Annotated in this window: 14 protein-coding genes and 1 pseudogene; 3 read left to right on the forward strand and 12 right to left on the reverse strand. The window is 63.8% G+C overall.

Annotated elements, in window-relative coordinates:
- Window positions 1-107: 107 nt before the first annotated feature.
- The 9 genes from osmF to nrdR form a co-directional block, all read right to left on the reverse strand.
- Complete coding sequence (gene osmF, locus JN302_RS27165; RefSeq protein ID WP_202329785.1) at window positions 108-1,019, reverse strand: glycine betaine ABC transporter substrate-binding protein OsmF; 912 nt, start codon at window positions 1,017-1,019, stop codon at window positions 108-110.
- Between the two features lie 219 nt (window positions 1,020-1,238).
- Entirely contained in the window at window positions 1,239-2,453 is a 1,215-nt protein-coding gene (locus JN302_RS27170; protein WP_202329786.1) for an MFS transporter, read from the reverse strand.
- Window positions 2,450-2,950, reverse strand: a complete 501-nt coding sequence (gene nusB, locus JN302_RS27175; protein ID WP_202307196.1) for a transcription antitermination factor NusB — start codon at window positions 2,948-2,950, stop codon at window positions 2,450-2,452. Before nusB ends, JN302_RS27170 begins: the two co-directional genes overlap by 4 nt.
- A 1-nt stretch (window position 2,951) precedes the next feature.
- A complete protein-coding gene (gene ribH, locus JN302_RS27180; protein WP_202307198.1) occupies window positions 2,952-3,407 on the reverse strand; it encodes a 6,7-dimethyl-8-ribityllumazine synthase in 456 nt (151 codons plus the stop codon).
- 132 nt (window positions 3,408-3,539) lie between these two features.
- The gene (locus JN302_RS27185; protein ID WP_202334462.1) at window positions 3,540-4,157 is read right to left on the reverse strand and encodes a riboflavin synthase; all 618 of its coding nucleotides are present in this window, start codon (window positions 4,155-4,157) and stop codon (window positions 3,540-3,542) included.
- Window positions 4,157-5,263, reverse strand: a complete 1,107-nt coding sequence (gene ribD / locus JN302_RS27190) for a bifunctional diaminohydroxyphosphoribosylaminopyrimidine deaminase/5-amino-6-(5-phosphoribosylamino)uracil reductase RibD (protein ID WP_202329787.1) — start codon at window positions 5,261-5,263, stop codon at window positions 4,157-4,159. The genes JN302_RS27185 and ribD overlap by 1 nt, the downstream gene beginning before the upstream one ends.
- 223 nt (window positions 5,264-5,486) lie before the next feature.
- The gene (locus JN302_RS27195) at window positions 5,487-7,121 is read right to left on the reverse strand and encodes a tryptophan halogenase family protein (RefSeq protein ID WP_202329788.1); all 1,635 of its coding nucleotides are present in this window, start codon (window positions 7,119-7,121) and stop codon (window positions 5,487-5,489) included.
- A gap of 485 nt (window positions 7,122-7,606) precedes the next feature.
- Window positions 7,607-9,223: an MFS transporter gene (locus JN302_RS27200; protein WP_202307204.1), complete on the reverse strand. Its 1,617-nt coding sequence runs from the start codon at window positions 9,221-9,223 to the stop codon at window positions 7,607-7,609.
- A gap of 259 nt (window positions 9,224-9,482) precedes the next feature.
- A complete protein-coding gene (nrdR, locus tag JN302_RS27205) occupies window positions 9,483-9,947 on the reverse strand; it encodes a transcriptional regulator NrdR (protein ID WP_202307206.1) in 465 nt (154 codons plus the stop codon).
- Between the two features lie 20 nt (window positions 9,948-9,967).
- Here nrdR and JN302_RS27210 point away from each other — a divergent pair, with 20 nt between their 5' ends.
- Genes JN302_RS27210 through JN302_RS27220 form a run of 3 tightly spaced genes read left to right on the forward strand, consistent with a single transcriptional unit; the run spans window position 9,968 to window position 10,955 of the window.
- Window positions 9,968-10,273, forward strand: a complete 306-nt coding sequence (locus tag JN302_RS27210; RefSeq protein WP_202329789.1) for a hypothetical protein — start codon at window positions 9,968-9,970, stop codon at window positions 10,271-10,273.
- Window positions 10,274-10,293: 20 nt separating this feature from the next.
- Complete coding sequence (locus JN302_RS27215) at window positions 10,294-10,521, forward strand: ribbon-helix-helix domain-containing protein (RefSeq protein WP_202329790.1); 228 nt, start codon at window positions 10,294-10,296, stop codon at window positions 10,519-10,521.
- Window positions 10,518-10,955: a TA system VapC family ribonuclease toxin gene (locus JN302_RS27220; protein WP_202329791.1), complete on the forward strand. Its 438-nt coding sequence runs from the start codon at window positions 10,518-10,520 to the stop codon at window positions 10,953-10,955. Before JN302_RS27215 ends, JN302_RS27220 begins: the two co-directional genes overlap by 4 nt.
- A gap of 122 nt (window positions 10,956-11,077) precedes the next feature.
- Here the strand turns inward: JN302_RS27220 and JN302_RS27225 are convergent.
- The 3 genes and pseudogenes from JN302_RS27225 to JN302_RS27235 all read right to left on the reverse strand — a co-directional run.
- Window positions 11,078-11,434 (reverse strand): annotated as a pseudogene (locus tag JN302_RS27225) (ATP cone domain-containing protein); the annotation flags it as partial.
- Window positions 11,435-11,553: 119 nt separating this feature from the next.
- Window positions 11,554-12,870 (reverse strand): serine hydroxymethyltransferase, encoded by a 1,317-nt coding sequence (gene glyA / locus JN302_RS27230; protein ID WP_202329792.1) that lies wholly within the window; start codon window positions 12,868-12,870, stop codon window positions 11,554-11,556.
- A gap of 209 nt (window positions 12,871-13,079) precedes the next feature.
- On the reverse strand, window positions 13,080-14,333 hold the full coding sequence (locus JN302_RS27235; protein WP_202329793.1) for a L,D-transpeptidase family protein: 1,254 nt from the start codon (window positions 14,331-14,333) through the stop codon (window positions 13,080-13,082).
- Between the last annotated feature and the right edge of the window lie 78 nt (window positions 14,334-14,411).

Consider the following 14,411-nt stretch of genomic DNA (forward strand, 5'->3'; position numbering starts at 1 on the left):
CGGTGCTTCGTCCTCTGTCCGGACGACGGTTGCGGGCACCTTACATCATCGGACTTGAACGTCGACCCATGCAGGCGAGCCGCGCTCCGGGGGACCGGCCTCACGGACTATTTCAGGAAGCCGTTCTTCTTCAGGAAGTCTTCGGCGACGGCCTTCGCCGGCTCTCCGCCGACCTGGACGCGCCCGTTGAGCTGCTGAAGGGTGACGAGGTCGAGCCTCTCGAAGACCGGCTTGAGGAGGTCGGCGATCTCGGGATGTTCCTTCAGCACGGCTTCGCGGATGATAGGTGCCGGCTGGTAGACAGGCTGCACGCCCTTGTCGTCGGCGAGCACGACGAGCCCGGAAGGCGCGATGCCGCCGTCGGTGCCGTAAACCATGGCCGCGTTGGCGCCGTTGGTCTGGTTGGCCGCAGCCGCGATCGTGGCGGCGGTGTCGCCTCCCGACAAGGTGATGAGTTGGTCCGGCTTCAGCGTGAAGCCATAGGTGGTCTGGAAGGCCGGCAGCGCCGCGGCCGAGTTGACGAATTCAGACGAGGCCGCCAGCACCACCGCGCCGCCGCCGGCGACATATTTGCCGAAGTCGGAAAGCGTAGCGAGCTTGTTGGGCTCGGCCACGTCCTTGCGCAGCGCGATCGCCCAGGTGTTGTTGGCGGGCGACGGGGTCAGCCAGACGATCTTGTTGGTGTCATAGTCGAGCTTCTTCGCCAGCTCGTAACCTTTGGCCGCATCCTTCCAGACCGGATCGTCGGCCTTTTCGAAAAAGAAGCCGGCATTGCCGGTGTATTCGGGGTAGATGTCGATCTCGCCGGCGGCGATCGCCTTGCGCACAACGGGCGTGGCACCGAGCTGGATCCGGTCGGTCGTGGCGATGCCATTGGCATCGAGCACGAGCTGGATGATGTTGCCCAGCACGCCGCCCTCGGTGTCGATCTTGGAGGAAACGACGACCTGGGCGCCGGCGGCCACTGTCGTGAGCGACAGCGCGACGGCGGCGCCGACGAGGCTTCTGATCGATTTCATCTGGATTTCCCTCTGTGACGGTCGGATATGCGATGGCGGCGAATGAGCATGCGCCCACCCCGCCGTCGGCGCATTCGGTTTCACAAGCGACAGGCCCGACGAAACAACTCCGCTGCGCGTGAACGGTTGCGCGCCGCCATCAGAATGGGGGGGCCTGGCACGCTCCGCAAGGCCAGACAGGCGGACCAGGCGATCACTCCTGACAAGGCAGCAGCCAGATCAGGCCCTTGCCGTCTCGCGCTTGCGTGACGAAAGTACCAACGCACCAAGCACGGCCAGGCACAGCACCGCCACCGGAAAGACGATCCAGTTGAGCATCTCCCAACCCCAGGCGTTATAGACGGTTCCCGCCATCAGCGAGGAGAAGGCGACCGTGCCGAACAGCACAAAGTCGTGGAAGCCTTGCGCCTTGGCCTTTTCAACCGGGCGATAGGTGTCGGCGACCATGGCCGTGGCGCCGATGAAGCCGAAGTTCCAGCCGAGGCCGAGCAGGATCAGCGACGTCCAGAAGTGCCACAGCTCTATGCCCATCAAGGCTATGGCGGCGCAGGCGATGAGGAGCAGCAGACCGATGGCCACGATACGCTCGACGCCGAAACGGTGGATCAGGCGGCCGGTGAAGAAGCTCGGCCCGAACATGGCCATCACATGCCAGGATATGCCGAGCGTCGCCTCGTCGGCCGAGAAACCGCAACCGACCATGGCGAGCGGCGCGCCGGTCATGACGAATGACATCAACGCGAAGGAGCCGACCCCGCAGATGAGGGCGGCCAGGAACCTCGGCTGGGTGATGATTTCGGCGAGCGGCCGCGCGGAATGCCCGTCTGCCGCGGCGACGCCGGCATGGCCCATGGGACGCTCGCGCAGCAGAGACAGGTTCAGTGCACCGATCGCGGCCAGCACCACGATCGCCGCGAAGGACCCGGCAAACTGCACCGGCGCCAGCAGCTCATGCGTGAAGATGACGATCTGCGGGCCGATGACGGCGGTGATCAGGCCGCCAGCCATGACGAAGGAAATGGCGCGCGCCTTGAAGGCGGGCGGCGCATTGTCGGCCGCCGCGAAGCGGAGTTGCTGCACGAAGGCGCCACCGCCGCCGACCACGAGGAGCCCGATCACGAAGGGCCAGAAGAGACCCTGGAAAAGAGCCGAGGTCGCGATCACGCCGCCGATGGCGGTGACGAGCGTGCCGAACATGAAGCCGCTGCGTGTCCCGGCACGCCGGATCAGTGCGGCGGCCGGCAAGGCGGCCAGCGCCATGCCGACGTTGAAGCCGGTGACCGGAGCGGTCGCCAGCGACTTGTCGGCAGCAAGCAGGTAATAGCCCGCAAGGCCGCCGATGGAGAGGCAGATCGAGGATGCGGAGCCGACGATCGCCTGCGAGGACGCAAGGATCAGCGCCGTGCGCCGCGCTTCACGCTCGGCGGGGCTCACGAGGCGTCTTTTCCGCGCCCTTCCCCGCGCACCCGGCGGGCGACCCGGTCGAGGACGGCATTGACGAGCTTCGGCTCGTCCTCCTCGTAGAAGGCCTTGGCGATGTCGACATATTCGGAAACGATGACGGCGACCGGAACGTCCTCGCGGTCCATCAATTCATAGGTGCCGGCGCGCATGATGGCGCGCAAGGTGGAATCGAGCCTGGACAGCGGCCAATCCTCGGTCAGCGACTGGCGGATCACCGGATCGATGGTCTTCTGCTTCTCGACCACGCCGGCCAGGATGGCGCGGAACCATTGCGCGTCGGCCTCGCGATACAGGGCCCCGTCAACCTCCTTGCCCAGCCGGAAGGTCTCGTATTCGGCGGTGATCTCCAGGAGGCCGCTGCCCGCCACATCCATCTGGTAGAGCGCCTGCACGGCCGCCAGCCTCGCCGCCCCGCGCTTGTTGGCGTGGCGGACGGTCGGCGCAGGCTTGTCGGACGGGTTAGCCATCTCAGGCCCCGAAACGATTGCGCAACGCGATCATAGTCAGCGCGGCGCGGGCTGCGAAGCCGCCCTTGTCGCCCTCGCTGCGCCGGGCGCGCGTCCAGGCCTGGTCGTCGTTTTCAGTGGTCAGGATGCCGTTGCCGATCGCGATCGATTCCTCGACGGAGAGGTCCATGAGGGCGCGGCTCGATTCGTTGGAGACGATGTCGAAATGATAGGTCTCGCCGCGGATGACCGTGCCCAGCGCGACAAAGCCGTCATATTCGGTACCGCCCTCTTCCGCTCCGTCGAGCGCGAAGGAGATGACCGCCGGAATCTCCAGCGCGCCCGGAACCGTCGCGACGTCGTAGGTGGCGCCGGCCTCGTCGAGCGCTGCTTTCGCTCCGTCGAGCAGGGCATCGGCGAGATCGTCGTAGAAGCGCGCCTCGACGATCAGGAGATGGGGCTTTTGGGTATTGGGCATGAATGTCTCCGGGGGGTCGCCGGTGACTTAGGCCGAACCCGAGTTCACCGCAAGCCGTTCATTGGCACGGAAGGTACGATCGCTGCTTCGAACGCGGAACAGACGTTCAAAATCGCCCCAACGGACTGCTCGTCACAACCCTTCCTTGACGGCATCCGCCAGCCGCGCCGCATAACGCGCCATGGTGTCGATCTCGATGTTGACGCGATCGCTGGCCTGGCGCTGTCCCCAGGTCGTGACCTGCAGGGAATGGTGGATCAGAAGCACGTCGAACCGGGTCCCTTCGACCTTGTTGACGGTCAACGAAGTGCCGTCGAGCGCGACGGAGCCTTTTGGGGCAATGAATTTCGCCAGCTCGCGCGGCGCTTCCAGCGTGAAGCGCACGGCGTCGCCCTCGTCCTGCCGCGCCACGATACCGGCGGTGGCGTCGACATGGCCGGCGACGATATGGCCGCCCAGCTCATCGCCGACCTTCAGCGCCCGCTCGAGATTGACCCGCGTCCCTTCCGTCCAGGCTGCCGCGGTGGTGAGCCGCAGCGCCTCCTCCCAAGCCTCGACCTCGAACCATCGCTGGTTCGCACCTTGCTCGGGCAGGGCGGTGACAGTCAGGCATACGCCGCCGCAGGCGATCGAGGCCCCGATGGCGATCGTAGCCGGATCGTAGGCCGTCTCTATGCGCAGCCGCCTCCCCTCGGGCAGCGGGGCGACGGAGGCCACAGTGCCGACATCGGTGACTATTCCAGTGAACATCAGATCGACCTCGTCCATTCCGCGAAATGATCGTCGCCGAAGCGGGCCTCGCGGCTCAGCTTGAACCCGGCGGGAATATGGCCGTGATCGATCGGCGCCGCCACGCCGCCGGCACCGATCGTGGCCGGTCCGCGAAACAGAGCGATCCTGTCGACCAGATCGTCCTCCAGGAACGCACGTGCCGTGTCGGCGCCTCCCTCGACCATCACGCTCGACATGCCGCGAGAGGCGAGATCCTCAAGCAGTTCCGGCAGCGCGATGCGGCCGTCATAGACTTCGGCAGCGAGCAGCTTCACTCCGGCGGCCTCGAGAACGGCCCTGCGGCCCGCCTCGGCATCCGGCCCCGTGGCCACCAGAACCGGCACAATGCGAGCGGTCACCACGAGGCCCGACACAGCCGGAAGGCGCAGGCTCTGATCGAGCACGATTCGGACGGGCGAGCGGTTCTCGAGACCGGGCAAGCGTACGGTGAGTTGCGGATCGTCCGCGATAGCGGTGCCGATCCCGACCATGATCGCATCGGCCTCCATGCGCATCAGATGGACCTGAGCGCGGGCGACCGGACCGGTGATGGCTATCTGTCCCTGACCGAGCCGGCCGATCATGCCGTCGGCGGAAAGCGCAAGCTTCAGAATCACCTCCGGCCGCTTCCTCACCGAACGAATGAGGTAGCCGGCCATGAGGTCTGCAGCCTCGTCAGCGAGCACACGCTCGACAACCTCGACGCCGGCGCGCCGCAGGATCGCATAGCCGTTGCCGGAGACACGCGGATCGGGGTCGCTGGCGGCGCAGACAACGCGCGCGACCCCCGCGGCGACAAGCGCGTCGGCGCAAGGCGGGGTCCGGCCATGATGCGCGCAGGGCTCCAGTGTCACATAGGCTGTCGCGCCGCGGGCTCGTTCGCCTGCCTCCGCGAGCGCCTGGGTCTCGGCATGCGGCCTCCCGCCGATTGCCGTCACGCCGCGACCGACGATCACGGGACCGTCGCCGTCGTCGCGCACGATCAGCGTGCAGACGGCCGGGTTGGTCGAGGTGCGTCCTTTGTGCATGCGCGACAGCCTGATTGCCGCCGCCATGAAGCGACGGTCAACAGCCGATGTCGTCATGCGGGGCGGCCTCGCCGAAGAAATGGGGAAGCGGGAACTCCATGCGAAGGATGATGTATCGGCGAAACCATGTCACCGCAATCCGCCATGTCACCGCAATCCGCGCCGAGGCCGGAATCATATGATCCAGCCCCCTCCGCTCGTCCTGGCAGGCATGGCAGACCGGCTGCCGTATGTCGACCGATTGCAGAGTGGCGAAGATCAGGAATCCGGACCGCCTCTTCTACCGCCCGGCGCCCGCCGAGGCAGGCTCGCGAACCGCCGCCGTCCGCGTCGGCGCCCTGCCCTGCGCCCAGCGAAACTCGACGGTACCGGCGGCGATGCGCTCGAGGAACTCGCGATGGCCGAGGCACTGGGTCGCGGCCTTCTTGTTGTCCTTCGTCATCGCCTCCGTCACCTTGCGGGCATGGGCCCGCACCTTCGGGTTGGCGTCCATGTGGGACCTGGCAACCGTCCGACAAAGATGCCCCAACCCATCGATGACGGGATAATAGAGCTGCTCGTTGACATGCGGCATGTCCCAAGGGAGCGGCGCAAACTGCGAGCGCCGCGGCATGCGCTTCGACCACAGTTCCAGCATCGCCTTGGTGGTGTCGTGCAGACAGTCGCGCCGCGCGTGCTGCCAGAACGGCTCCTCGCGCTCGCCGGCGTAGTGCAGGTTGATGAAGGTACGGAAATCGTTGAGCTGACGCGCGACCACCTTGTTGTAGTCGTCCCTTGCCTTCTTCACGTCGACCGGCCCCGACCTGAACAGCAATCGCCGAAGCAGCATCACCTGCACGATGGTACCGTGGATCGACGTAGCCTCCAGGGGCTCAAGGAAGCTCGACGACAGGCCGAGCGCGACACAGTTCCCGATCCATGCCTCGTCCACCCGCCCGGCGTCGAATTTCAGATCGTTGCGCGGCTCGATCTTGTGCCCGAGCTGGCGTTCGATCTCAGCCTGCGCTTCGTCAGGCGTGCGGAAGCGATCGCAATAGACGTAGCCGCAGCCGATGCGGTCCTGCGTCGGGATCGACCACATCCAGCCGGCCTCCTGCGCCCAGGCTAGTGTGTAGGGCGGGATCTCGGCGCCAGGCTCATGCTCCAGCCAGAAAGGCATGGCGCGGTTGACCGGCAGGATGTCGGAATAGGAAATCCAGCGCGCGCCCATCTCGCCGCAGATCAGCTTCCGCCGGAATCCCGTGCAGTCGATATAGAGATCGCCAGAGACTTCCAGCCCGTCCGTCGTCAGCAAGGCTTCGATATCGCCCGATACGCTATTGCGGCGGACACCACCGACTTCGGCATCGATGCGGGTCACGCCCGTGGAGATATCGCGCAGATAGGCGCCGACCCGCGCCTGGTCGAAATGCATGGCATGCTCCGACGGGCCGGCCTGAAGCAGCCCGATCCCGTCCGGCCCAACGCCGAACGGGCTCTTGCCGCGATTGATCATCTCCTGGAAGAGGTGCAGGTCGGAGACAGGCTTGCCGTTTGCGACGGCATGGATGTCGAGCGCCGATTCCCGCTCGGCCGGCTTCAGCGCGGGCGTAACGGCCAGCAGATTGGGGTCATCGATCGGGCCGTCATAGCTGTGCCCCTTGCGGCGCCATTCCTTGTGACGGATGCCGAACTTGATGGTTGCGCCCGTTTCCCGGATGAAGGCGGCCTCGTCGATGCCGAGTTCGAGGATCATCTGCCGGAAGACGGCGGTCGTGCCTTCGCCAACGCCGATGGTCGGTATCCTGCTCGATTCGACGACGCTGATGTCGAGCCCAAGGCTGTTGGCCGCACCGTGACGCTGCAACATCATGGCGGCCAGCCAACCGGCCGTCCCCCCACCAACGATGACAATCCGGCGTTTCCCTCCCGGCATGGCCCCTCCTTTGTTTTTATTGCCCTCCCCAAGGCATGATACTTGATCACATATTTGTGATTCGAATTCAATGGGGGTATCGGCAGAACCGGATGACGTAACGTTCTCCGACGGCACCGCAATCAGTACGTGCAAAGCTTGGTGCTCCGGACCATCTCTCAAAGACGGTTCGAAGCAGAATCAATATCAACTTTATTCATACTGCCACTAGCTAAATGACTGATAGTTCATATCGCCATGCCCATAATACATTCGCTTTCAGTTTATATATAAATCTATATATACCGCATATCACGCGATCGCTACCAGAATAAACGAGAAAAACTTTTGAATTGTTTTACAAAGATGAACAGGGGGGCCACAGTAAAAGAGCATCATCGGTCTTCCCGTCGACGCCCCTTGCGGATAACCGCGCAGGTCCGGGCACGAAGTAGCCGACTACGATCTTGGGAGCCTGTCCGGCGCAGCGGGACAGAGTGTGGGTTTCAGGATCCGGCCGGCACGCGCTGCAAAGGCCGCTCCAGACGACGCAGGTCGAGGCCACGCGTCTCGATGCCGAACCAAGCAATGAGAGCAAGGGCGACCAGCATCGGCACCGCTGTGGCAACAGCGGCGATGCCAAGTGGCGGCACCAGTGCTGATATGCTCAGGCCCTGCGCGATCAAACCGCCGGCCTTCGAACAGGCGGCGACCCAACCAGTCGCCCGCCCGCGCACTTTCAGGGGAAATATCTCCGACACATAGGGGAGCAGAATGGCGATTATGCCGTTGCTGCCGATGATCAGCAACGCGACGGGCAAGACCGGGCTTCCGTTGCCATGCACATCGAGCAGGAGCACCCCTATGAGGCCAAGCTGGGTAACCAGGATTGTCGCGACCAGTGACCACTTCGTGCTCCATCGACTGTAGATGAAAGCGCAAACGAACACGGTCGGAAAGGCGATCAGCGCCGATTCGGCCAGAAGGCGCGACGACACGCCCATGCTGTAACCCTTCGAGACGAGGTCTGCGGGAAGCCACAGCAGCAATCCGAAATTGATCAATCCCCAGGCCACTGCCAGCACGCTGAGACCGATCGTCTTGCCGACCACTTCGGGCGTCCAAAGGCTTGGCCCCGGATCGTGGCTGCCCTCGGTATGGTGATGGCCATGGTGAAGGAAAGGCTCTTCCGCTTCGACGCCCGAAACCTTGCGGCTCGTGGTGCCGAAGCGGGCCATGACCTTGCGCGCTTCATCGATGCGGCCGCGCGCCAACAGGAACTTCGCCGATTCCGGTATCATCCCGCCCATCAGGATCAGGATGATGCCAGTAGGCAGATTGGCCAGCCACAGGATGCGCCAGCTGAAATCAGGAACAAGGAGCGCGGACAATGCGCTCGCCGCGAAATAGCCGCCAACCGCGCCAAGCCCGCCGACGAGGACCAGCGCCCATCCGCGATGTCTTGACGGCATCGTCTCGGCAAGCAACGCATAGGTGACAGGCAGCATCCCGCCCGCACCCGCTCCCATCAGGAAGCACATGAACATGTTCCAGGCGAGCGAGGGCATCGCGCCGCAGATCGACGTGCCGACAAAGACCACCGCGGAAAGCAGAATCGAGGCTTTTCGGCCATAGACATCCGAAAGGACCCCCCAGAGGACGGATCCGACCACAGTGCCTGTCAAGGCGAAGAACGGCACGAGCGCGGCCTCGGCCTTGGAGACGCCGTACTCGGCCGTCATGCCGGGCATGATGAAGCCGAGCGAGGCGGGTTTCATCACATCGATGACCAAGGCCATCACCAGAGCGGCCATCAAGGTGAAATGGGCCGGGCTCAGGCGGGCGTCCTCGGGCGCCACGACCGCAATTGTCGCTGCGGTGTCCAACTGCCGGCCAAGCTTCGTCGGCAACAGACCGTAAGCGGCAACGCCTATCCCAGCCACGATCAGGACCATCCCGAAGATCATGCCGTCGTCCATCGGCATATCGGCAAGGACGAATCCCATGTCCTTGCCCATCCAGTACATGGGGACATGGAGAAGCCCGCCGATCGTCACAGCGAGACAACCAAGCACGAAAGACGGCACGCCTCGGCGTTCACGAAAAACGGTACGGTCGATCACGCACAGCCCCCTCCACAGAGACAGCACTATTCCTCCTGCGCGCCGCTTCCCCTTCTCCTGGGACGCGTGGTGAGCCACAGCCTTCGGCTCTGCTATCGTGTTCTCCGAAGAACGGTCCTGTCATCGGGCCGATGCTCCAGGGCGAAGGCTAGTGTGGCCAGCCGCGCGCGAATAACATGATCGTGACCAACCCGCAAAGCACGGCGCAGTCGCAACGCCTCGGGCACCCTCTCGCCCGGCAGCATGCGCCCATCGACGTTCAGCCGACGTCGTCTTCGGTCTTGAGTTCCCCGAGAACCTCATGGAAGTCCTTCGCTTCACGGAAATTGCGATAGACCGAAGCGAAGCGCACATAGGCCACGTCGTCGAGCGACTTCAGTGCCTCCATGACGAGGCGGCCGATCTCGCCCGAAGCCACTTCCGTCTCGCCGGAGCTCTCGAGTTGGCGCACGATCCCGGTGACGGCGCGGTCGATGCGGTCGGGATCGACATTGCGCTTGCGCAGCGCGATCTCGACCGACCTCAAAAGCTTGTCCCGATCGAACGGGACCTTTCGGCCCGACTTCTTCACGACGACGAGATCGCGCAACTGAACCCGTTCGAAGGTGGTGAAGCGCCCCCCGCAGGTCGGGCAGACGCGACGACGACGTATGGCCGACCCGTCCTCGGCCGGACGGGAGTCCTTCACCTGCGTATCTTCGGACTGGCAATAGGGGCAGCGCATGGCAACTCGCGATTCTCGACGTGCGCAAAGGCTTAGAAGCTTTACGCCGAAGTGCAAGCGCGGTGCAAAAAAGCCGTGCTGCGGCCTACAGCGCGTCGCGTGAAGAAGGGCTCACGCAACACTCTGCAGGTTTTGCTACAGCGCTTGTCGTTTCCCGAAACGGCCAGCGCGTCAATTCCGCAGGCGGCGAGGCCGTAGGTTGCGACGGCCGTATCGCCGACACCGTTGACGAAGAACAATGTGACAGCACCCTCAAATTCGGTGTGAATGAGATACGGCAACTTGAAGGACGCGGTCGAGCGCGCTATGTGATGCGTGATGATTGATGCGCCTCTAGGATCACGAGATGCGAACGACACTGGCGATCGATGATGATGTTCTGGTCGCGGCCAAGGCGATGGCCCGGCAGCAGGACCGAAGCCTCGGAGAGGTGATCTCCGAGTTGGCGCGGCGTTCCTTGCGCAGGCCGAGGATCGGCGGCGAACGCAATGGCATTCCGCTGTTGTCGCCCCGCCCCGACAGCCCCCCCGTTACGCTAGAGCTCGTCAATGAATTGCGCGACGAACTTTCGTGATCTATCTGCTTGACGTCAATGTGCTAATCGCACTGATCGATCCGGGTCACATTGCTCACGACGACGCTCATCGGTGGTTCGAATTGGCAGGGCAAGCGTCTTGGGCAACTTGTCCCATAACCGAGAATGGGGTCATGCGGATTGTCGGCAGTCCAAAGTACCCAAACTCTCCAGGCTCTCCCGCCCTCGTCGCAGACATCGTCAAGAGGTTGCGGGCGCTTCCCGGGCACCAGTTTTGGCCCGATGATGCAAGCCTTGTCAGTTCACGTGACATTGATACCGACAGAATCCGGACCTCTGCGCAGGTGACCGATACCTATCTGCTATCGCTCGCCAAGTCCAACGGGGGCCAACTCGCAACCTTTGACCGTAAATTGTCACCTGATGCGGTAAAAGGTGGAAAGGCTGCGCTCCATCTGATTCCGAGCAAGTAAGGCGGTGCCGTCACTCTTGGACCGGAAGCGGCAGGCCGCCGGTCCCGCCCGTCGCCGCCACCGCGGCGTCACCAAGTATCGAGCAGGTCACCTCTCGCCCGGCAGCATGCGCCCATCGACGTTCAGCCGACGTCGTCTTCGGTCTTGAGTTCCCCGAGAACCTCATGGAAGTCCTTCGCTTCACGGAAATTGCGATAGACCGAAGCGAAGCGCACATAGGCCACGTCGTCGAGCGACTTCAGTGCCTCCATGACGAGGCGGCCGATCTCGCCCGAAGCCACTTCCGTCTCGCCGGAGCTCTCGAGTTGGCGCACGATCCCGGTGACGGCGCGGTCGATGCGGTCGGGATCGACATTGCGCTTGCGCAGCGCGATCTCGACCGACCTCAAAAGCTTGTCCCGATCGAACGGGACCTTTCGGCCCGACTTCTTCACGACGACGAGATCGCGCAACTGAACCCGTTCCGCGCAGCGGCCTCCAGCGTGTTGCGTGAAGAAGGGCTCACGCGACGCCGGAGGTGCTTGCTTCAGCTTTTCCCGAAACCGCTGCACGGCTCCGGGAGACATCGTTTGAATGCGGATGGCCCCTCGGCCTTCGGTCAGCCCAGATAGGAATAGAGCGGGAAACGCTCCGTCAGCGCGACGACCTTGGCTTTGACAGCCGCCTCGACCCCGGCGTTGCCCTCGTCGGAATTGGCGGACTTCAGCCCGTCGAGCACCTCGGCGATCAACTGGCCGATCTCCCGGAACTCGGCCTGGCCGAAGCCACGCGTGGTACCGGCCGGCGTGCCGAGACGGACACCCGAGGTGACGAAGGGCTTCTCCGGATCGAACGGAATGCCGTTCTTGTTGCAGGTGATGTTCGCCCGCCCAAGGGCGGCCTCGGCCCGCTTGCCGGTCGCGTTCTTGGGACGCAGGTCCACCAGCATCAGATGGTTGTCGGTCCCGCCCGACACGATGTCGAGGCCGGTTTCGTGAAGGCTGGATGCGAGCGCCTTGGCGTTCGCCACGATGTTCTGGGCATAGATCCTGAAATCCGGCTTCAGCGCCTCGCCCAGCGCCACCGCCTTGGCGGCGATGACATGCATCAACGGCCCGCCCTGCAGGCCGGGAAACACCGCCGAGTTCATCTTCCTCGCTATATCCTCGTCATTGGTGAGGATCATGCCGCCACGCGGGCCACGCAGCGACTTGTGCGTCGTGGTCGTCACCACATGGGCGTGCGGGAACGGCGAAGGGTGCTCGCCGCCCGCGACCAGGCCGGCGATATGCGCCATGTCGACCATCAGATAGGCTCCGACGGCGTCGGCGATCTCACGGAACTTCTCGAAGTCCCAGAACCTGGAATAGGCCGTGCCGCCGGCAATGATGAGCTTCGGATTGTGGACATGGGCGAGCCGCTCGATCTCCTCCATGTCGAGCAGATGATCGTCGCGGCGCACGCCGTAGGAGACGACCTTGAACCATTTGCCGGACATGTTGACCGGCGAGCCGTGCGTCAGATGACCGCCCGAATTCAGATCGAGCCCCATGAAGGTGTCGCCCGGCTGCAGCAGGCCGAGGAACACGGCCTGGTTCATCTGGCTGCCCGAATTGGGCTGGACGTTGGCATAGGCGCAGCCGAAGAGCTTCTTGGCACGCTCGATGGCAAGTTCCTCGGCGACGTCGACGAACTGGCAGCCGCCGTAATAGCGCTTGCCGGGATATCCTTCGGCATATTTGTTCGTCATGATCGAGCCCTGCGCCTCCAGCACGGCGCGCGAGACGATGTTCTCCGAGGCGATCAGCTCGATCTCATGGCGCTGGCGACCGAGCTCGTTGCGGATGGCGCCGAAGATTTCCGGGTCCGCGTCGGCCAGCGTTCTTGTGAAGAAGGAGGATTCGAACTGGTTCGAGGCGGCCGTTGCTGTTGCCATGGCGGGAGATCCTTTGGCTCGGGGAAAGTCGGCCGCGCATTAACACACTTCGTCCGGCCCTGCCACGTTCGCCGCGCGAATTTTGCTTGCCGCTTTGCGGCATGTGGCAAAGCGACGACGACGCTGGCCGGATCGGCTGCCTGAAACGCAAGAGGCCGCCCCGAAGGACGGCCCCTGTTCTTGTTCGCGGGCTTGTGTCGCTCGGCCGCTCAGAGAGCGGAGATCTGCAACTCGTCGACTCCGTCGCGGCCATAGATGTCGTCGCGGAAATGGACAACACCGTCGCCGGTCGACCAGGCCGAGACATAGGTGAAGTAGACGGGCACCGGATCGGAGATCGCCACCGGGACGCTCTCGCCGCTCTTGATCGTCTGCTCGAAGTGCTGCCTGCTCCATCCGGGCGTGTCGCGCAGCAGCCAGGTGACGAGGTCGCGCACGTTCTGCACCCGCACGCAGCCGGAAGAATCGAAGCGCATCAGCTTGGAAAAGAGACTCTGCTGCGGCGTGTCGTGCATGTAGGTGGCATGCGGGTTCGGGAAGTTGATCTTCACCGAAGCCATGGCATTGCCCGCGCCCGGATCCTGTCGGAAGCGGAACTTGGCCGCATCCTCCGTCGACCAGTCGATGGTCGCCGGATCGATCTCGTTGCCGTCCGGCCCGAGGATGCGGATGCTGTTCTTGGTCAGATATTGCGGATCCTTGCGCATCAGCGGAATGATGTCCTTGCGGACGATCGATTCCGGCGCGTTCCAGTAAGGATTGACGATGATCTCGTTGATCTTCGAATTGAGGATCGGCGTCTGGCGGTCGATCTTGCCGACGATCGCCGTGTGGCGCAACACCACGCGGCCGTTCTCGACCGCCTCGATCTGGGCGGCCGGGATGTTGACCATGACGTAGCGGTTGCCCAGTTCGCCCGACATGCTGCGCAGTCGCACGAGGTTGGTCTCAAGCTGGCCGAGCCGCACCGGAGCAGAAACATTCATCGCCGCATAGGTGTATTTGCCAAGCACGCCGTCGGCAGGCAGGCCGTGGCGGGCCTGGAAGCGCTTCACGGCCGCGTCGACATAGGTGTCGAAGGACTGGCTGATGCCGGCGCGCGTCGACAGGTCGCCCGAGATCATCAGGCGCTTGCGCAGGATCTCGACGTCCGGATCGACGACGCCGAGCTTCAGCTTCTTGGAGGCGGGAACGGTCGGCCAGCCGCCCTGCGCGACGATGTTGGAATACTGGCCGATCGCCTGTTCGATATAGAAAACTGTCTCGGGGCTGAAGATGGGCAGGTGGGAGGCCACCTTGCCGCCGCTCTGGCTCACGCTGGCGTCGAACTGGTCGTTCCAGTTGCCGCGGCGCGGCGAGCTCAGGATATCGCCGATAACGTCCTGGGCATTGGCTGCGCCCGTCAGCACCGTGGAGGCGACTGCGCCGGCGCCGGCGAGGAAGAAACGGCGATTTGCTCTCATGAACATTCCAGACATACTGTTTCGGTCTCAGCGCATTCCCGCGGGTAGGCCGGCAAGATTACGGGCCCTGCCTTAACA

This window comes from Mesorhizobium sp. L-8-3 (assembly GCF_016756615.1).
GTDB lineage: Bacteria > Pseudomonadota > Alphaproteobacteria > Rhizobiales > Rhizobiaceae.